General features: G+C 73.2%; 15 protein-coding genes and 2 pseudogenes. 14 read left to right on the top strand and 3 right to left on the bottom strand.

Annotated features, from left to right (window positions below; all coding sequences use genetic code 11):
- Positions 1–7: 7 nt before the first annotated feature.
- A complete protein-coding gene (locus tag ACWER9_RS17875) occupies positions 8–1,729 on the top strand; it encodes a phospho-sugar mutase (protein WP_452302874.1) in 1,722 nt (573 codons plus the stop codon).
- 51 nt (positions 1,730–1,780) lie between these two features.
- Here the strand turns inward: ACWER9_RS17875 and ACWER9_RS17870 are convergent, their stop codons facing one another.
- On the bottom strand, positions 1,781–2,458 hold the full coding sequence (locus ACWER9_RS17870) for a GOLPH3/VPS74 family protein (protein WP_452302873.1): 678 nt from the start codon (positions 2,456–2,458) through the stop codon (positions 1,781–1,783).
- A 54-nt stretch (positions 2,459–2,512) separates the two neighbouring features.
- Positions 2,513–3,145 (bottom strand): uracil phosphoribosyltransferase, encoded by a 633-nt coding sequence (gene upp, locus ACWER9_RS17865; protein WP_357352631.1) that lies wholly within the window; start codon positions 3,143–3,145, stop codon positions 2,513–2,515.
- A 133-nt stretch (positions 3,146–3,278) separates the two neighbouring features.
- Between upp and deoC the strand changes: the two genes are divergently transcribed.
- From deoC to ACWER9_RS17815, 10 genes are all read left to right on the top strand, one after another.
- Positions 3,279–4,307 (top strand): deoxyribose-phosphate aldolase, encoded by a 1,029-nt coding sequence (deoC, locus tag ACWER9_RS17860; RefSeq protein WP_452302872.1) that lies wholly within the window; start codon positions 3,279–3,281, stop codon positions 4,305–4,307.
- A 6-nt stretch (positions 4,308–4,313) separates the two neighbouring features.
- Positions 4,314–5,744 (top strand): aldehyde dehydrogenase family protein, encoded by a 1,431-nt coding sequence (locus tag ACWER9_RS17855; RefSeq protein ID WP_452302871.1) that lies wholly within the window; start codon positions 4,314–4,316, stop codon positions 5,742–5,744.
- On the top strand, positions 5,737–6,561 hold the full coding sequence (locus ACWER9_RS17850; RefSeq protein ID WP_452302870.1) for an aldehyde dehydrogenase family protein: 825 nt from the start codon (positions 5,737–5,739) through the stop codon (positions 6,559–6,561). Before ACWER9_RS17855 ends, ACWER9_RS17850 begins: the two co-directional genes overlap by 8 nt.
- Positions 6,562–6,747: 186 nt before the next feature.
- A complete protein-coding gene (locus ACWER9_RS17845; RefSeq protein WP_452302869.1) occupies positions 6,748–7,221 on the top strand; it encodes a BlaI/MecI/CopY family transcriptional regulator in 474 nt (157 codons plus the stop codon).
- A 10-nt stretch (positions 7,222–7,231) separates the two neighbouring features.
- Positions 7,232–8,137 carry a M56 family metallopeptidase gene (locus tag ACWER9_RS17840; RefSeq protein WP_452302868.1) on the top strand — a complete coding sequence of 302 codons (906 nt, stop codon included), beginning with the start codon at positions 7,232–7,234 and terminating at the stop codon, positions 8,135–8,137.
- A 644-nt stretch (positions 8,138–8,781) separates the two neighbouring features.
- A complete protein-coding gene (locus ACWER9_RS17835; protein WP_452302867.1) occupies positions 8,782–10,035 on the top strand; it encodes a cytochrome ubiquinol oxidase subunit I in 1,254 nt (417 codons plus the stop codon).
- A gap of 10 nt (positions 10,036–10,045) precedes the next feature.
- Positions 10,046–11,053, top strand: a complete 1,008-nt coding sequence (locus ACWER9_RS17830) for a cytochrome d ubiquinol oxidase subunit II (RefSeq protein ID WP_452302866.1) — start codon at positions 10,046–10,048, stop codon at positions 11,051–11,053.
- A complete protein-coding gene (cydD, locus tag ACWER9_RS17825) occupies positions 11,050–12,726 on the top strand; it encodes a thiol reductant ABC exporter subunit CydD (RefSeq protein WP_452302865.1) in 1,677 nt (558 codons plus the stop codon). The genes ACWER9_RS17830 and cydD overlap by 4 nt, the downstream gene beginning before the upstream one ends.
- Positions 12,723–14,558, top strand: coding sequence for a thiol reductant ABC exporter subunit CydC (gene cydC, locus ACWER9_RS17820; RefSeq protein ID WP_452302864.1), 1,836 nt, complete (start codon positions 12,723–12,725; stop codon positions 14,556–14,558). Before cydD ends, cydC begins: the two co-directional genes overlap by 4 nt.
- Before the next feature lie 68 nt (positions 14,559–14,626).
- Positions 14,627–15,301, top strand: coding sequence for a permease prefix domain 1-containing protein (locus ACWER9_RS17815; protein WP_452302863.1), 675 nt, complete (start codon positions 14,627–14,629; stop codon positions 15,299–15,301).
- Positions 15,302–15,437: 136 nt separating this feature from the next.
- On the opposite strand, the gene ACWER9_RS17810 is transcribed toward ACWER9_RS17815, so the two are convergent.
- Complete coding sequence (locus ACWER9_RS17810; protein WP_452302862.1) at positions 15,438–15,776, bottom strand: PadR family transcriptional regulator; 339 nt, start codon at positions 15,774–15,776, stop codon at positions 15,438–15,440.
- 160 nt (positions 15,777–15,936) lie between these two features.
- On the opposite strand from ACWER9_RS17810, the gene ACWER9_RS17805 reads away from it, so the two are divergent.
- The 3 genes and pseudogenes from ACWER9_RS17805 to ACWER9_RS17795 all read left to right on the top strand — a co-directional run.
- Complete coding sequence (locus ACWER9_RS17805) at positions 15,937–16,890, top strand: DNA primase (protein ID WP_452302861.1); 954 nt, start codon at positions 15,937–15,939, stop codon at positions 16,888–16,890.
- A 39-nt stretch (positions 16,891–16,929) separates the two neighbouring features.
- Positions 16,930–18,844: pseudogene (locus ACWER9_RS17800) on the top strand (transposase); the annotation flags it as partial.
- Positions 18,845–18,927: 83 nt separating this feature from the next.
- Positions 18,928–19,398 (top strand): annotated as a pseudogene (locus ACWER9_RS17795) (transposase); the annotation flags it as partial.
- Between the last annotated feature and the right edge of the window lie 37 nt (positions 19,399–19,435).

Below are 19,435 nucleotides of genomic sequence, written 5' to 3'. Positions count from 1 at the left end.
AAGGGGCATGGCGGCGGACACCACTGACATCGACGACATTCGCGAGCAAGCCCGGCGCTGGTTGGCCGACGACCCGGACCCGGCCAGTCGGGACGAGCTGACGGCGGTGCTCGACGCGCTGCCCGCGAGCGCCCCGGAGCTGGCTGACCGGTTCGCCGGCCCGTTGACCTTCGGCACGGCGGGCCTACGCGGCCCGCTGCGCGCCGGCCCGAACGGCATGAACCTCGCCGTGGTCACACAGGCCGCTGCCGGCCTGGTCACCTGGCTCGCGGCCCAGGGTGGCAGCGGTCCGCTGGTGATCGGGTACGACGCCAGGCACGGCTCCCGGCAGTTCGCCGAGCGCACCGCCCAGGTGGCGACCGGCGCTGGCCGACCTGCGGTGCTGCTGCCGCGCCCGCTGCCCACCCCGGTGCTGGCGTACGCCGTGCGGCACCTCGGCGGCGTGGCCGGGGTGATGGTCACGGCCAGCCACAACCCGCCGCAGGACAACGGCTACAAGGTCTACCTCGGCGCGGAGTTGGGCGGCGAGTTGGGCGTCGGCGCGCAGATCGTGCCCCCCGCCGACGCCGGCATCGAGGCCGCAATCCGATCAGTAGGACCGCTGACCCAGGTGCCGTTGGGTGAGCCCGGTCAGGTTCTCGGCGACGACCTGGTCGCCTCGTACGTCGAACGGGCCACCGCGGTCATCGACCCGGACGGGCCACGGGACCTGACGGTGGCGTACACCCCGCTGCACGGCGTGGGCGCGGCGGTGCTCACCGCCGCCTTCGCCCGCGCGGGTTTCCCGACCCCTGGCGTGGTGCCCGACCAGGCCGAACCGGACCCGGCGTTCCCCACCGTGTCGTTCCCCAACCCGGAGGAGCCGGGCGCGGTGGACCGGCTGATCGGCCTGGCCGACTCCACCGGCGCGGATCTCGCCATCGCCAACGACCCGGACGCCGACCGTTGCGCGGTGGTCGTCCGTGCGGGCGCGCCAGCGAGCGCGAGGAGTGAGCTTGCGAGCCCCGCAGTCGGGAGCGAAGAACGGCACGGCTGGCGGATGCTGCGCGGCGACGAGGTGGGCGTCCTCCTCGCCGACCACCTGATGCGTCGGGGGGTGACCGGGCTCTACGCCACCACGATCGTGTCGTCGTCCCTGCTGCGGGCGATGTGTGCGGCCCGGGGCCTGCCCTACGACGAGACGCTCACCGGCTTCAAGTGGATCGTGCGGGCCGGTGGCGGCAGCGCGCCGCTGGTCTTCGGCTACGAGGAGGCGCTCGGCTACTGCGTCGCCCCGGAGCACGTGCGGGACAAGGACGGCATCACCGCCGCGCTGACCGTGGCTGAGCTGGCCGCCGGCCTGAAGGCGCAGGGCCGGACGCTCACCGACCGGCTGGACGAGTTGGCCGCCGAGTTCGGCGTGCACCACACCGACCAGCTCTCCGTCCGCGTGGACGACCTGCGGATCATCGCCGACGCGATGGCCCGGATCCGGGCGGACACCCCTGCCACCCTGCTCGGACACCCGGTGGACAGCGTCCGGGACCTGCTACCCGAGTCGGACGTGGTGATCCTGCGTACCGGGGTGGCCAGGGTGGTGATCCGCCCCTCCGGCACGGAGCCGAAGCTCAAGGCGTACCTCGAGGTGGTGGAGCCGGTCACGGACGGCGACGTCCCGGCGGCCCGCAGCCGGGCGGCGCAGGCAGTTGCCGGGCTGCGGGCGGAGGTCGGAGCCGCCCTCGGTATCTGAGCCCCGGAGGACCCACCCACCCGGCACATCCGGGCCGTGGTGGCCCGCCGGTCAGGCGCGCTTGCCGAGAGCCTGGTCGACGGCCTTGGCCAGGGCGGCGACGACCAGGCCGACCGACGGGCGGACCACCGAGTCGTCGGTGCTCACCTCGCCGGAGAACCCGGCGCCGGTGGCGATCTCGGTCAACCGGCGACGGGCGTCGGCGGCGGCCGCACCGCTCACCCCGAGCGCGGACTCCATCCGGAGCACCACGACCAGGGTGGCCAGCGCGGCGGTCCGCTCGTCCGGGGCCGCCGCGCCGGTCAGCGCCTCGGCCAGCCGCTGCCGGGTCTCCGCCTCGACGGAGGAGTCCACGACCGGGTAACGGTGCACGTGGATGAAGCCCAGCTCGGTCTCGTCGACGTCCCGCACGACGCCCTGTCGGCACAGGTCGGCAAGGATCCGATCGCGCAGACCGTGCCGCAGACGCTGCACCCAGGACGCCGGGGTGTGCGGGGTGTCGGCGGCGATCCGGCTGAGGACGTCGTCGCTGAACGGCTCGCCGGTCGGCGTCGGGTCGATCACCGTCAGGGACCCGTCGGCGTACGCGACCCGGCCAGCCAGGGCCAGCTCGACCAGCACCGCCGCGGCCATGCCCAGGTCCAGGCTGATCCGCGGCATGGTCGCCTTGCCGGTCGTGTCGTCGTAGGCGAGAAGCAGCAACTCCTCGGCGAGCGCAACACCAGTCATGGCCGAAGACGGTAGCGGGTCCGAGCACCAGCGCGCGCGGACCCGCCAGAGGTCTCAGAAGCGGGGCATTCCACCGAACTGGCGGTCGCCGGCGTCACCCAGCCCGGGGACGATGAACATGCGGTCGTTGAGCCCCTCGTCGATCGAGGCCGTGACCAGTCGCAGCGGCAGGCCGGAGCGCTCCAGCCGCTCGATGCCGACCGGGGCGGCGAGCACGCAGAGCACGGTGATGTCGGTGCAACCGCGCTCGGCCAGCAGCTGGCAGCAGTGCTCAAGGGAACCGCCGGTGGCCAACATCGGGTCGAGCACCAGCACCGGCAGCCCGGCCAGGTCGCGCGGCAGCGACTCCATGTACGCGCGGGGCTCGTAGGTCGCCTCGTCGCGGGCCAGACCCACGAAACCCATCGAGGACTCGGGCAGCAGGCCCAGCGCGGCGTCCGCCATCCCCAACCCGGCGCGCAGCACCGGGACCAGCAGCGGCGGGTTCGCCAGCCGGGTGCCCTCGGTGCCGGTGACCGGCGTCTGCACCGGGTACCGCTCGACGGGGAAGGAGCGCGCCGCCTCGTACACCAGCATGGTGGTCAGTTCGTGCAGCGCCGCCCGGAACGTCGAGGAATCGGTGCGCGCGTCCCGCATGGCGGTCAACCTGGACTGGGCCAGCGGGTGGTCAATGACGTGTACGTCCACGATCGCTCAACCTACCTGTCTGTGACGCGCGGCGGTGCCGGTGCGGTCGGACCAGGGACGCCGCTCACGTCGACGCGTCACCACGCCCTCGTGAGCAAGATCACTCGGCGGTCCGGTGCGTAGACTTCTCGGCATGACGGCGACAACGACGTCGGCCCGGTCGGACCTCTCCGAGCTGGGACGATCCGAGACCGCTCTGCGGACCTTCCTGCACGGCCTGCCCGGCGTGGACCAGGTCGGCGCGGAGCAGCGGGCGGCACAACTCGGCACCCGCTCCATCAAGACCACCGCCAAGGCCCAGGCGATCGACCTGGCGATCCGGATGGTCGACCTGACCACGCTGGAGGGGGCCGACACCCCGGGCAAGGTGCGCGCGCTCGCCGCGAAGGCGCTGCGCCCGGACCCGGCCGACCCGTCCTGCCCGCACGTCGGCGCGGTCTGCGTCTACCCGGCTATGGTCCCGTACGTGGCCGAGGTGCTGCGCGGGTCCGCTGCCGGGTCCGGGCGGCCATCCGGCGGGCCTGGACATGCGGGCGGCGCCGCGCCGGCCGGACTTGGCATTGTGCACCTGGCCAGCGTGGCGACCGCGTTCCCGTCGGGCCAGGCGCCGTTGGAGATCAAGCTGGCCGACACCCGCGCCGCCGTCGCGGCCGGTGCCGACGAGATCGACATGGTGATCAACCGGGGCGCCTTCCTGGCCGGGCGGTACAAGGAGGTCTACGACGAGATCGTGGCCACCAAGGAAGCCTGCGGGGACGCCCACCTCAAGGTCATCCTGGAGACCGGCGAGTTGGCCACCTACGACAACGTACGGCGGGCCTCCTGGCTGGCCATGCTGGCCGGCGGCGACTTCATCAAGACCTCCACCGGCAAGGTCCCGGTCGCGGCGACGATGCCGGTGACCCTGGTGATGCTCGAAGCGGTCCGCGACTTCCGCGAGGCGACCGGGCGGCAGGTGGGCGTGAAGCCCGCCGGTGGCATCAAGACCACCAAGGACGCGATCAAGTACCTGGTCATGGTCAACGAGACCGTCGGCCCGGACTGGCTCGACCCGGACTGGTTCCGCTTCGGCGCGTCCAGCCTGCTCAACGACCTGCTGATGCAGCGCACCAAGCTGACGACCGGCACCTACTCCGGTCCCGACTACTTCACCCTGGACTGATAGCCGATGTTCGAATACGCCCCCGCCCCCGAGTCCCGCTCGGTGGTGGACCTCAAACCCTCGTACGGGCTGTTCATCGACGGTGAGTTCGTCGACCCGACCGACGGTGGCAGCTTCAAGTCGATCAACCCCGCCTCCGAGGAGGTGCTGGCCGAGGTCGCCGAGGCCGGCGCTCAGGACGTGGAGCGCGCGGTGCGTGCCGCCCGCAAGGCGTACGACAAGGTCTGGGGTCCGATGCCCGGCCGCGACCGGGCGAAGTACCTGTACCGGATCGCCCGCCTCGTCCAGGAGCGCTCCCGCGAGCTGGCCGTTCTGGAGTCCCTGGACAACGGCAAGCCGATCCGGGAGTCCCGCGACGTCGACCTGCCGCTTGTCGCCGCGCACTTCTTCTACTACGCGGGCTGGGCCGACAAGCTCGGTCACGCCGGTTTCGGCCCGAACCCGCAGCCGATCGGTGTGGCCGCGCAGGTCATCCCGTGGAACTTCCCGCTGCTCATGCTGGCCTGGAAGATCGCCCCGGCGCTCGCCGCGGGCAACACGGTGGTGCTGAAGCCCGCCGAGACCACACCGCTGACCGCGCTGCTCTTCGCCGAGATCTGCCAGCAGGCCGACCTGCCGGCCGGTGTGGTCAACATCCTCACCGGGGCCGGTGACACCGGCCGCGCCCTGGTCGAGCACTCCGGCGTGGACAAGGTCGCCTTCACCGGGTCCACCGAGGTCGGCCGGGCCATCGCCCGGTCCGTCGCCGGCACCCGCAAGAAGCTCACCCTGGAGCTGGGCGGCAAGGCCGCGAACATCGTCTTCGACGACGCGCCCGTCGACCAGGCCGTCGAGGGCATCGTCAACGGCATCTTCTTCAACCAGGGGCACGTCTGCTGCGCCGGCTCCCGCCTGCTGGTCCAGGAGAACGTGGCCGACCGGGTGCTGGAGTCGCTGAAGCGGCGGATGGCCCAGCTCCGCGTCGGTGACCCGCTGGACAAGAACACCGACGTCGGGGCGATCAACTCCGCAGCCCAGTTGGAGCGGATCCGCGAGCTGTCCGACGCCGGCTCCGCCGAGGGCGCCGAGCGCTGGTCGCCGCCGTGCGAACTGCCCGACCGCGGCTTCTGGTTCGCGCCGACCATCTTCACCGGCGTCACCCAGGCACACCGCATCGCCCGCGAGGAGATCTTCGGGCCGGTGCTGTCGGTGCTCACCTTCCGCACCCCGGCCGAGGCCGTGGAGAAGGCCAACAACACGCCGTACGGGCTGTCGGCGGGCATCTGGACCGACAAGGGGTCCCGGATCCTGTGGATGGCCGACCGGCTGCGCGCCGGTGTGGTCTGGGCCAACACGTTCAACAAGTTCGACCCCACCTCGCCGTTCGGCGGATACAAGGAGTCGGGCTACGGTCGCGAGGGCGGCCGGCACGGGCTGGAGGGTTACCTCAATGTCTGAGCGGGTCGCGGTACGCAAGACGTACAAGCTCTTCATCGGCGGGAAGTTCCCGCGCAGCGAGTCGGGACGGTCGTATCTCGTGCAGTCCTCGAATGTGTCACTGGCCTCCCGCAAGGACGCCCGGGACGCGGTGGTCGCCGCCCGCGCCGCCGTGAAGGGCTGGGCCGGCGCGACCGCGTACAACCGGGGTCAGATCCTCTACCGCGCCGCCGAGATGCTCGAGGGCCGCCGCGAGCAGTTCGTCGCCCTGGGCATCCCCGGCGACGAGGTGGACGCCGCGGTCGACCGCTGGGTCTGGTACGCCGGTTGGGCCGACAAGCTCGCCCAGGTGTACGGCGGCGCCAACCCGGTCGCCGGCCCGTACTTCAACATCTCCGCGCCCGAGCCGACAGGCGTGGTCGCGGTCGTCGCCCCGGAGCGCCCGGCGCTGCTCGGCCTGGTCAGTGTCATCGCCCCGGCGATCGTCACCGGCAACACGGTGGTGGTGGCGGCCTCCCCCGCCGAGCCGCTGGCGGCGGTGACGCTTGCCGAGGTGCTTGCCACCTCCGACCTGCCCGGCGGTGTGGTCAACATCCTCACCGGCGCGATCACCGAGACCGCGCCGACGTTGGCGGCGCACATGGACGTCAACGCGATCGACCTGACCGGGGTGGCCGACGCCGCGCTCGCCGGCGACCTGGAGGTCAAGGCGGCGGAGAACCTCAAGCGGGTGCTCCGACCGGCCCCGGCCGACCACGACTGGACCGCCGACCCCGGGGTGGCCCGGATCACGACCCTGCTGGAGACGAAGACGGTGTGGCACCCCAAGGGGGTGTGATTCGCTTCCCGCCCTTGGGTCGACGGGTGCTGCCTGCTCCCGCCTCCAAGATCGCGCTGTTTCCTTGATGGAGTGGCCTCCCCGCTCGGGGAGGCCACTCCATCCTTGCTTCTGTGCGGATCTTGGGCCGGCCGGGTGCGGAGGACGGGCGGGGTGGGGGTCTACTACGGGGGGTAGGATTGAGTCGTGACTCGGTTGGGTGATCTTGAGCGTGCGGTGATGGACGTGCTGTGGGACGTGGTTCCCGGCACGTCGGACGGGGTGACCGTGCGCGAGGTGGCCGACGCGCTCGATGGCCGCGAGTTGGCCTACACCACGGTGATGACCGTGCTGGACCGACTCGCCGGCAAGGGCATGGTGCAGCGGGAGCGGGAGGGTCGGGCCTGGCGGTATCGTCCGGCCGCCAGCCGCGAGGCGCACATCGCCCAACTCATGCTCGACGCCCTCGACCTGGGTGGCAGCCGGGACGCCGCACTTGTGCGGTTCGCCCGCTCGGTGACCGGCACCGAGGCCGAGGTGCTGCGGGCGGCCCTGGGCAGCGAGGCCGGCCTGACCGGGCCGGGCGCCACCGGCGGCGACGCGGCCGGGGCCGACGCCCTGACCGATCGGGTGGACGGGCCGGCGGGCCGACGACCCGCCGGCGAGGCAGCGGAGCGGTAGGGCGTACGCCATGGCCTACGCCGTGCACTTCGCCGCCACGATTCTGGCCTGCTATCTGACCGCCCAGGTGTTGGCCCGTTCCACCTGGACGTGGCGCAGCCCGCGGGTGGCGATCGTCTGCTGGCAGGCCGTCGGGCTGGCACTGGGCCTCTCGGCGATGGGCCTGCCGATGGCGCTCGGTTTGAGCGCGTACGACCGGCCGACCGGTGGTGCACTGCTCGCCCTGGCCAACGACCTCGCCCACGGCGCGCTGCCGATCGGGGTGGGCACGTTCCACCTGGCCGGCGTCGGTGTGGGCTTCGGCATCGGGGCGGTGCTGGTCACGACGACCGTGCGCAGCATCCACGGCACCGTACGCGCCCAGCGCCGCCACCGGGACCTGCTCTCGCTCGTCGCCCGCAACGACCCGGCCGCCCCGGGTGCGCTGGTGTTGGATCACCCGAGTGCGGCCGCGTACTGCCTCCCGGGCGTGAAACCGCAGGTGGTGGTCAGCGCCGGCACCCTCAGCCTGCTGGACCGCGCAGAGTTGGCCGCGGTACTCAGCCACGAGCGCGCGCACGCGCACGAGCGGCACGACCTGGTCCTGCTGCCGTTCACCGCGCTGTGCCGGGCGCTGCCCTGGTTCGGCTGGGTGCGCGACGCGTACGAGCGGGTCGCCCTGCTTGTCGAGATGCGCGCCGACGACAAGGCACGCGAGCTGCACGCCGACGCCCCACTTGCGGGTGCGCTGCGCCGGTTCGCCGCCGCCGGGCACCGGATCACCCCGGCCGGCGCGCTCGGCATGGGCGACCGGGATCTCGACGTACGGGTGCAACGCCTACTGGCCAGCGACCGGCCGCCCCGGGTGCTCGGTGCCACCGCCCTCGCGGTCGCCAGCACGCTCGTCGCCCTCCCGGTCACCCTCTTCCTGAGCTGACGCCCTCGCTGGGCACCTGAAGCAGCAAGACGCCGCGGTGCGCTGGCTCGCGGCTCAGTCCCGGTCGGCGGCCGACGTTGCAAACTGCCCGCCGGCCACCGTCGCCACCGCGCCCGCCCTGCCGTGCCAAGTGGCAGGGCGCCCCGCCGACGCCGGGGTTCGTCACGCCAGCAACACCCCGCTCGCGCCGAGGGGCACGGCCCCCGCCGACGCCCAGGTTCGCACTCCAGCAACGCCCCGCACGCGCCGATCTTGCAGTTTCGGTCGTCGTAATGCGGCGAATGCCCCCTATGCCGGGACACTAAGTGCAAGATCGCGGCCCGGACGGGTCGATCATGGAGTTGTGGTGCCTGGTGTGGGTTCTTAAGGGGGTTTTGTCGCCCACCACAACTCCATGATCGACGGGGCGGGGCGGGGCGGGGCGGGGTGCGGCGGGCAGAGCGAGGCGAGCGCGAGCGGGGCAGGCCGGGGCGGGTCGGGGCGGGTCGGGGCGGGGCGGGGCAGAACCCGGGGGTTGAGCACGGCCGCTTTTTTACTACATTCCGTAGTAGTATTTTCTACGACGGGGCGTAGTAGGTCTTACGTGTAGGCAAACTACGTGTAGGGTGGCTACGACAAGGGAGCCAACGCCTTGGAGGGCTGTCATGGACACCCTGCTCCTCGCCCGCCTGCAGTTCGCCACCACGACCTCGATCCACTTTCTGTTCGTGGTCGTCACGCTCGGGCTGGTCACCCTGCTGGTCGGCATGCAGACCGCCTGGGCGCTCACCGGCCACCCGAAGTGGGAGCGGCTGACGCGCTACTGGGGTCAGCTCTACGTGATCAACTACGTGCTCGGCATCGCCACCGGGATCGTGATGGAGTTCCAGTTCGGGTTGAACTGGAGTGGCCTGTCGCGCTACGTCGGCAACGTCTTCGGGGCACCACTGGCCATCGAGACGCTCGTGGCGTTCTTCCTGGAGTCCACGTTCCTCGGGATGTGGATCTTCGGCTGGCATCGACTCCGCAGGGGTGTCCACCTCGCGTTGCTCTGGGGTGTGGCGATCACCGCGTACGCCTCGGCGTTTTGGATCATGGTGGCCAACTCCTGGCTCCAGAACCCGGTCGGGTACGAGGTCCGCGATGGGATCGCCCACCTCACCGACTTCGGCGCGCTGCTCACCAACCCCAGCCTCGGCATGGCGTTCGGGCATGTGGCCTCTGCCGCGTTGCTTGTCGGCGGGGTGCTGATGGCGGCGGTCAGCGCCGGGCACCTGATCCGGCGTACCCCTGACTTCGCGCTCTTTCGCACCTCGCTACGGATCGGGCTGGTCACCGCGGCACTGGCCATCACGATGGTGCAGGGCTTCGGCTTCGCCCAGTTCGGCCCGGTTGGCTCGGTGCAGCCGACCAAGTTCGGCGGCGACAGCCCGGAGAGCCGGGCGCTGATCGCCGAGTGGACCACCCGGTTCGGCCCCGGCGACTACACCCCGCCGGTGCTGGCCAGCGTCGGGTTGGGCTTCATGATCCTGATCGGCTTCACCCTCGGCTGCCTGTGGTTGCTGCTGCCCCTGCTCTTCCGGGACTGGATCATCCGCCTGCGCTTTCCTCTCTGGCTGCTCCTGTTCGCCCTGCCGCTGCCGTTCGTCGCGGTGATCCTCGGGTGGATCTCCCGGGAGGTCGGCCGCCAACCCTGGGTGGCGTACGGGCTGCTCCCCACCGAACAGGCCGTCTCCCCGGTCAGCGCACCGCTGATGCTCACCTCGCTGATCGGGTTCAGCCTGCTGCTGGGCACCCTCGCCGTGACCAACTGGGTGTTGCTCGCCCGGTACGCCAGACGCGGCGCGACCGACCCTGCGCTCGGCCGCCCACCGGCGCCGCCGAGCGAGCCGGCCCAACCCGAACCCGCCCTCGTGTGAGGAGTAGACCGTGGATCTCGCCTGGTACGCCCTGCTCGGCCTCTCCTTCGCCAGCTACCTGGTGCTCGCCGGCTACGACTACGGCGTCGGGCTGCTGCTCGCCCGCGGCGTCGGGCCGGCCGGGCGGCGCGAGGCGCTCACCGCCCTCGGCCCGTTCTTCCTCGGCAACGAGGTCTGGCTGGTGGCCGCCATGGGCATCCTCTTCGGTGCGTTCCCGCTGTTGGAGGGCGAGTTGCTCGCCGGCTGCTATCCGGCCGTCGCCGGCGCCCTGGTCGGTGTCGTCCTGGTCACCGTCGGGGTGCAGCTGCGGAGCCGACCCGACGACGAGCGGGTCCGCGCCCGTTGGGACCGCGTCTTGGTGGTCGGCAGCGCCCTCGCGGCGGTGGGCTGGGGGGTGCTGCTCGCCGCGCTGTTGCAGGGCGTGCCGCTGCGGGCCGACGGGCACGTCGCCGGGGTGACGCACCTGGCCACCCCGTTCGCGGCAGTCGCCGGGCTGACCATGGTCGCCCTGGTCGCGGTGCACGGGGCTACCTTCCTCACGCTGCGCCTGTCCGCCGAGGCCGCCGCCGTGGTCGGCGTCACGGCCCGCCGGCTGGTGCCGGTGGCGCTCACCGCGGTCGCCCTGACCACCGTCGTGGGCCTGCTCTCCGCCCGGGTACGCGACGCCGTGCAGCGACCGGCGGTGGCCGTACTCCTGCCGGTGCTGCTCGTGGTGGCGCTACTGGCGGCCCGCGCGGCGCTGGCGCGGCGGCGGCCGGGGTGGGCTCTGGTCGCCACCGGCGCGGCCCTGGCGCTGCCGGTGGTGCTGGTCGGAGCAGCTCTCTGGCCCTACGTGCTGGTGTCCACGACCGACCCGGACGCCTCGCTGCTGGTGGCCGACGCAGCCGCCAGCGCGCCGACACTGCGGCTGCTGGGATGGGTGGCGCTGCCGCTCCTTCCGGCCCTACTAGGCTTCCAGGCGATGTGCTTGTGGGTGTTCCGAGGACGGACCGACGGTAGGGCACCGGTGTACTGGTGAGACGCCGTCCGTTCGACCCGCGTCTGCTGCGCCGGGTCCCTGCGGCCCGGGGCGACCTTGCCGTGCTCGCGCTCCTGGGGGTGCTGGCCGCCGGGTTGATCGTGGCGCAGGCCACCGCGCTCGCGTCATTGCTTGCCACCGCGATCGACGGTCGGCTTGATCGACAGGCGCTTGCCGGTTTCGTGGCGGCAGTCGTCGCCCGCTCGGCCCTGGTCTGGGCGCAGGGGACGGTCTCGGCACGGGTCGCCGCCACGGTCAAGGCCACGCTGCGGGCCGACCTGCTCGGCGCGGTCGGTCGGCACGGGCCCGGCTGGGTGGCCGGGCAGCGGGCCGGTGAGATCGCCACCCTGGCCGGGCGCGGGTTGGACGCGCTGGACGCGTACTTCACCGGGTACCTGCCGCAGTTGGTGCTGAGCGTGACGGTGCCCGTGGCGGTGCTGGCCCGGGTCGTCTTCGCCGACTGGAGCTCGGCGGTGATCATCGCGCTGACCCTGCCGTTGATCCCGGTCTTCGGCGCGCTGCTCGGCTGGCAGGCGCAGGCCGCCACCGAACGGCAGTGGCGACGCCTCGCGCTGCTCGGTGGGCACTTCCTGGACATGGTTGCCGGGCTGCCCACACTGCGCGCGTTCGGGCGGGCCCGGGCACAGACCGACGTGGTACGCCGGATGGCCGACGGTCACCGCGTCGCCACCATGAAGACGCTGCGGATCGCGTTTCTCTCCGCGCTGGTGTTGGAGCTGGTCGCCACCCTCTCGGTGGCGCTTGTCGCGGTGCCGGTCGGCATCCGGCTGCTCGGCGGCGGGCTGGCCCTGCAGACCGCGCTGCTGGTGCTGCTGCTGACCCCGGAGGCGTACCTGCCGCTGCGGGCCGCTGGCAGCCGCTTCCACGCCAGCATGGAGGGGCTGGCCGCGCTCGACGAGGCGTTGACCGTCTCCGCCGCGCCCACCGCGCCCCGGGCGGCCGAGGGCGCCTCCGTCCCGGACGCGCGGGCCGAGATCCGGTTCGAGGGCGTGACCGTGGCGTACGAGCGGACCACCGCGCTGCGCGACGTGACCCTGACCATCCGGCCCGGTGAGCGGATCGCCATCATCGGGCCCAGCGGCGCCGGCAAGAGCACCCTGCTCGGCCTGCTGCTCGGCTTCGTGGCGCCGACAGACGGCCGGATCACCGTGGACGGGGTCGACCTCGCCACCGCCGACCCGGACGCCTGGCGTCGGCAGCTCGCCTGGGTCCCGCAGCGGGCACACCTCTTCGCCGCCTCGCTCGCCGACAACATCCGCCTCGGCGCACCCGACACCCCGGCCGACGCACTCGCCGCAGCGGTGCACGACGCCGCCCTGGACGACGTGGTGGCCGGGCTGCCCGACGGGCTGGCCACACTGCTCGGTGAGCGCGGCCACGGCCTGTCCAGCGGGCAACGGCAGCGGGTTGCCCTGGCCCGGGCGTTCCTGCGCTCCGCCCCGGTGGTCCTGCTCGACGAACCCACCGCCCGGCTCGACACGGCGGCCGAGGCGGTGGTGCTCGACGCCACCCGCCGGCTGGTCGCCGGACGGACCGCGCTGCTCGTCGCGCACCGGCCGGCACTGCTCGCCGACGCCGACCGGATCCTGCGCATCGAGGACGGTCGGGTCACCGAGTTGACCCCCGAACCGACCGGAAAGGCCTCCCGATGAGCGCGGCACCCGGGCCGGGCCCGGCAGACGCGACGCCGGTCGCCGACCCGGCGCCGCTCGGTCGGGCCGCGGCCGACGCCGCACCACGCGGACGGGCCGCCGCCGAACGGGCCGTGCTGCGCCTGGCCCGGCCGTACCTGCGCCGCCTGGTCGGCGCCGGGTTGCTGGCGGCCGCCACCGAGTTCGCCGGGCTCGCCCTGATGGCCACCGCCACCTGGCTGCTGATGAGCGCCGCCGGTCAGCCTCCGCTGGACCGCCTCACCGTGGCCATCGTCGCGGTCCGGGCGCTGGCGATCAGCCGGGGCGTGTTCCGCTACACCGAACGGCTCGCCGGGCACGACGCGGTGCTCCGCATGATCACCGACGTCCGGGCCCGGGTCTTCGCCACCCTGGCGGCCCGCCGGGGCACGGCGCACCGCTCGGGGGACGTGCTGAGCCGCCTGGTCTCCGACGTGGAGGCCGTTCAGGACCTGTTGCTGCGGGTGCTGGTGCCCGCCGCGGCGGCGGCCCTGGTCGGCGTGCTTGCGGTCGCCGTGGCGGCGCTGATCTCACCACCGGCCGCCGGGGCGCTCGCCGTCGGGCTGCTGGTCGCCGGGGTGGCGCTACCCGTACTTGCCACCGCGGTCACCCGCCGCAGCGCGGCCGAGGTGGCCCCGCTCCGGGGCGCGCTGGCCACCGACGCGATCGACCTCACCCACGGCGCCGCCGACCTGGCCGCGTTCGGGGCGACGGACGTCACGCTGCGCGCCGCCGAGCAGCGCGCCCACCGGCTGGCCCGACTGGAACGTCGGCTGGCCGCCAGCGGGTTCGCCGTGGACGCGGCCGGGGTGCTGACCGCCGGCGTGACCGCCGCGGCGGTGGTGCTGGTCGCGCTCGCCGCCGACGTGCCGGGGGTGCTTGTGGGCGTCCTCGCCGTCGGCACGCTCGCCGCCGTCGAGGTGACGTTGGCGCTGGTTGCGGCGGCCCGACAGTGGACGCAGCTGCGCCCCGGCCTGACCCGGGTGGCCGACCTGCTCGACGCCGACCCGTCGAACCCGCCGCCGGCGACCGGCCCGGTGGACCTCACCGGCCCGCACGAGCTGCGCTTCGTCGACGTGACCGTGCGCTACCGGGACGGCGCGGCGCCCGCCCTGGACCGCGTCAGCCTGGACCTGCCGGCCGGACGCCGGATCGCTGTCGTCGGCCCGAGCGGCGCCGGCAAGAGCACCCTGGCCGCCGTGCTGACCGGCACCGTCCGGCCCGCGTCCGGCCGGGTCACCCTTGACGGCCACGACCTCTCGTTGTACGCCGAGGAGGCGCTGCCGCGCGCGGTCGGCGGGCTGCTTGCCGAGGCGTACGTCTTCCACGCCACCGTGCGGGAGAACCTGCTGCTCGGGCGGGCCGGGGCGGGCGAGGAGGAGCTGACCCGGGCCACCGGCGCCGCCGGCCTGCTGGACTGGGTCCACGCCCAGCCGGCGGGCTGGGACACGCTTGTCGGCGAGGAGGGCGGGCAGCTCTCCGGAGGCCAGCGGCAGCGGCTCGCGCTCGCCCGGGCCCTGCTGGCCGCGCCGCCGGTGCTGGTGCTCGACGAACCCACCGAAGGTCTGGACCCGACCGCTGCGGACGCGGTGCTCGCGTCCGCCCTCGCCGCCACCCCCGCCGGGCACTCCGTGCTGCTGATCACCCACCGACTCAGCGGGCTGGACGAGTTGGACGAGATCGTGGTCCTGGACGGCGGCCGGGTGACCCAACGCGGTCGGCACGCCGAGCTGGTCGCCGCGCCGGGCTGGTACCGGGACCAGTGGCAGCTTCAGGCCGCTGCCGAACGGGGTTACCTGGCGCTCGCCCCCTGATCCACCTCCGGGGCGGACCAGGGTTCTCCCGGACGTCGACCCGGCGGAGTCCGTGGCAGGGTGGTGCCATGGCGCGCGGTGAGGACGTGATGGTCGACGAGCACCTGCGGGAGCTGGCCGCTCGGTTGCAGGGGCCGGCGCGACTCAAGTCCGACCTGCTGACCGAGGCGCGGCACGGGTTGCTTGACGCCGTCGAGGCGTACCGCGAGAGCGGAGTGCCGCCCACCGAGGCGCAGCGCCGGGCGGTGGTCGAGTTCGGCTCACCGGCGCAACTGCTGCCGTCCTGGCAGGCCGAACTGGCCGTGGGCGCCCTGCGCGGGCTCTCCCTGCGGATGCTGGCGATCGCCGGGGTGGGGGTGGTCGCCGGCGACCTGACGTGGCGGGGGTCGAGCTGGAGTGGCGGTCCGCGCCCCCCGGCCGGCTACCTGCTGCTCTCCACCTCGGTCGACTGGATCTGGATGGGTGCGCTGCTGCTCTCGGTGACCGGCCTGCTGGTGATCGCGGCGAGCGCCCGCGTGCCACGTCCCGGTCTGGCCGTGGCGCAACGGGTGGTGGGCCTCGGCCTGACCGGCCTGGTGGCACTCGGCATGCTCACCGGCTGCGCCCTCTTCACCTGGTCGCTCACCCTGTGGGACGCGGCGCTGAGCTGGCCCCCGATGCTCATCGGTGTGGTGGTGGCGGGCGGCGCCTACTTCTCGCTGACCCGCGCGGCGCGCGGCTGGGTGCTGGCCGCCGCCCGTTGACCGGCCGGCTTGTGCTGGCCGCCGCCCGTTGACCGCCCGGCTTGATCCACTCGTGGTTCTGGAACTCGGGGGTTTCCCGCGCTCCGGAAGGCCCAACTTCTTGAAACGCGAGTCGACCAAGCCCTGGCGGGCTGGGTCAGGCCGGGGTGGGCGGGCTGTCCGGGTCGAGGAACCGGCCGACGGTCAGCTGGAACTCACGCCAGCCGGCGCGCTCCCCGGCCAGCGCCCGCCGGCCGGAGTCGGTGAGCTGGTACGTCCGCCGTTCCCGACCGCTGACCGTGCTCCAGGTGCTCGCCACGTGGCCGGCGCGTTCCAGGCGACGGAGCGCCGGATAGATGGTGCCGGTGGGCAGATCGAGGTTGCCGTCACTGCGGGCGCGCAACGCCTCGATGATCGCGTAGCCGTGCAGTGCGCCCTCTTCGAGCACGGCGAGCAACAGAGCGTCGAGATGGCCGTGCAGCGCCTGGGCCTTCATACGTAGCTACGCTACTTGTCGAACGGCCGCTCCGCCAGCGGTGGCCACCAGCAGGTCGAACCCGCGCGCCAACCGGCCACCGGGGTGCGGGCATCGGTCACCCAGGGCTGGCGACTAGGGTATGTGCCCAGAGTCACTCGCCGGTCGGAGACCCCGGTGGGTGGGCAACCCGAAGCACACGGAGGTCAGCGTGGCCCGCCAGTCGCCCCAACGGCCCGACGCCGACGAGCCCGAGCTCGACGACACCACCGGCGCGGCCGAGCCAGATGAGACCGACCGCGCGTCGGCGTCGGTCGACCGTTCCCTCTGGGACGAGCTGCGCATCGACCCAGTGGAGATCGCGCTGCCCGCCGGCACCGGCTTCACGCTCCGGGCCTACCGGCCGGCCAGCTCGCTGACCCCGACCGACGTGACCGAGCGCGACCAGGACGACCCCTTCCTCGCCCGCCGTCAGGCGATCGAGGAGGAGGACGAGGACGACGAGACCGTGGTCATCCTCGACGAGGAACTGGCCCAGGAGTTCGCCGCCGAGGATGAGGACGACGAGTCGACCCGCCGCCGTCGCGACGGCGCCACCACCGAGGAGACCGACGAGGCCGCCACGGACGAGGCGGACGAGGCGGACGACGAGGAGGTGCCGGTCTTCCTCAGCAACCAGGGCAAGCTGCTGCTGTTCAAGACCCCCGAGTCGCTTGTCAGTTTCATCCGATCCGGTGCGCCGAACGATCTGTCCCAACTGGACAGCTGGAATGAATTGTCCGAACGGGTGGAGCCGGCAGATATCGCGCCGCTCGACGAGGACACCTACGAGCTCGACCTCGTCGTGGAGAACCTGCGCGGTGGGCACGACACGTGGGATTCGACCCTGCTGATCGAGGCGGGCGAGGCTGCGCGTGACCTCTCGTACGCGTTGCGGCTGCCTGCGGTACTCGACATGCTCTCCGCCGGCTCCAGCCTCGACGACCTGGACGAGGCGCTGCGGGCCACCGCCAACGGTGGGATCGGCGCGTTCATGGGTCGTCGACGGCTGAAGAAGATCGGCGCGCAGACCGCGAGTTTGGGTTGGCGCACCATTGTCGGCAAGATCTCTGCGGTGGTGGACTGGCGCGACTGACCCGTACCGGGGAGCATCAGTTGCTGGCAGAGGAAAGACCTGTCCCGGGAGGAGGACGACGCCGTGGCGCTCGTGCGCGTTTACTGCGGTCTGGCCTCGGCGGATCCGGCTGACCGACCGGCCTCCGCCGGTTCGACGCTGACGTCCGCTGTGGTCGACGACGCAGGCCGTCTGCTGCATGTCTGCGAGATCAGCGATGACGCCGCTGGCTACGCCCAGCTCGTCGCGCTGCTCGTGGAGCGGTCGGGCGGGCCGAGCGGTGCGGCCATCGCCGCCGACAGCGACGACCACACGGTCACCTCGCTGCTGAGCGCGGCGGGTCGACCCCTGGCGATCGCCGACGACGACTCGGTGGACGACTTCGCCGAACGCTTCGCCGATGACGACTCCCTCGAGGAGATGCAGTCGCCCCCGGCCGAACGACGGGCGGTCGGCCTGGCCCGCGCGTTGCAGGCGGGGGCACTCTCCGCCGTCACCCTGCCGGCACCCCGGGACCTGGCCGGCTACAAGCAGGTGCTCTCCGCGCACGCCGCTCTGGCAAGCGGTCGACACTCGGCCGCCGTGGCGCTACGCGAGGTTCTGCGGGAGCTCTACCCGGCAGCCCTACGCGCCTACCCGGACCCGGCCGAACCGGTCTCCCTGGCGGTGCTGGACGCCCTGCCCGAGCCGGGCATGCTCGGTGGCACCGTGGCCCGGGGCCGCGAGGTGTCGGTCGCTGCGGACGCCATCGCCGCACACCTCGCCGCGGACGGGGTCGCCGACGCCGAGGAGATCAACGAGGCGGTCACCGCTCTGCGGGTCGCCATCTCCGAGACACCGCGCCGCGCCGCCGTCAACCGGGCGCTCACGTCCGCGGTGGCCGAGACGGTCCGTCAGGCGGTCGCCTCCGTACGCGCCTGTGACGCCGGCTGTGAGGCGCTGGTCAGCGCGCTCAGCTCACGGGTAAGCACGCCGGCCCAGGCACCCGGCCGCCGTGCCGCTGCCCGCCGTGGCGAGTCCGTCGGCGAGCTGACCGGCCTGACTGGCACCAACGCCGGGTTGGCCGGCACCAACGCCGGGTTGACCGGCCTCGCCGGCGCCAACGCCGGGTTGCGGTCGGTCCGCCCCACCCCGCCGGCCGCCGACCCGGCACCCACCGGCGGGCGGCGCAGCCGTCCCGAGCCGGTCCCGGGTAACGCGCCGCTGGCGTCGCCCCGCCCGCTCGGGCCACCGCCGGTCGCACCCGCGCCGGTCACGCCACCGCCGGTCGCACCCGCGCCGATGATGACCCCGGCGGCATTGGCTGGTCCGCCGGCGTCCACGCTGCCCAGTCGCAGTGAGCCGCTCCCCAGCCGGATCGACGGCCCGACCAACCGGCCCGTCTCCGCACCGCCGCCTCCGCCGCCCGGGATCACCCCGATCGCGCCGGCGCAGCGGGGCATGGTGCCTCCGGCCGAGGCCGGTGAGCCGTTCCGGCCGACCTTGACCACCGCCGCGATCAACAACGCGCGGGCCGAGCGGCAGCGTACGGTCATTCCACCCCGCCCCAAGACCAACGGTGAGCCCCGGCCGAGCCACCTGCAACGCCCGGTCGACGAGGCACCCACCGGCGGGTTCAGCGCCACGGATCTCAGCATCCCGGTGCCGACTCCCCGGCCCGGGCAGGAGGCCGCACCGCCCGGCTCACGGGCCAACTGGCCTCTGGTCAACAACCCGGAGGACCCGTCCGACAGCTCACCGAACAACCCGGTGGCCTACTCGTACGGCGGCAGCCGCGGTGTCGACGCCCCGACCGACCCGGGACGGGCCGACGGCCGGGTCACCCCGCCCTGGTTGGCGGACGACCTACCACCGGAGCCGCCGATGCTGCGGCTGGTGGAGCCGCCGCCGCTTGCCGACCGTGCGCTGCGCGAGGGGCTCAACCCTCCCGCTGACCAGCACCTGGAGACGCCTCCGCTGCGCCTGGTCGACCGGGAGCAGGCCGCGCGTAACGGTCGGGCCGCCTCCCGTACCGAGCGTGCCGCCGAGCACCGGCCGCCGCCTCCGGTCGAGCACCGGCCCCCGCCGATGGAGCACCGGCCCCCGCCGGTCGCCGACGAGGGCGACGGCGACCTGCTGATCTTCGCGCAGGCCAAGTCGGCCTGGTTCGTCGGGCAGGCCGAGGAGTCCGACCTGGACTGGTCGACCACTGCCGACACCGGGTGGCAGGCCGCCGAGCAGGCCGCTCGCCCCGCAGTGGGCGCGGAGACCAACGCCGGGCTGCCAAAGCGCGTGCCGCAGGCCAATCTGGTGCCGGGTTCCCCGCTGCGCGAGGAGCGCCCCCTGCGCATAGTGCGTGACGCGGCAAGCCTCGCGGAGAACACGACCGGCTACTTCCGTGGCTGGCGTCGCGGCCAGGAGATCGGCGGTTTCGCGGTGGGTGGTCGACCCGGTCGCGAAGCGGCCGGCGGCTGGGACTTCAGCCGGGACCACGGAGACCGTGACGACGACCGGGAGTACGAGTACCGCTCGGCGGGCTACCAGTCCTGACCCCCTCGCACGCACCGAAGCGCCCCCAGCCAGTTGG

The sequence above is a fragment of the Micromonospora sp. NPDC003944 genome (assembly GCF_053605225.1).
This window is presented reverse-complemented; position numbering and strand designations above follow the sequence as displayed.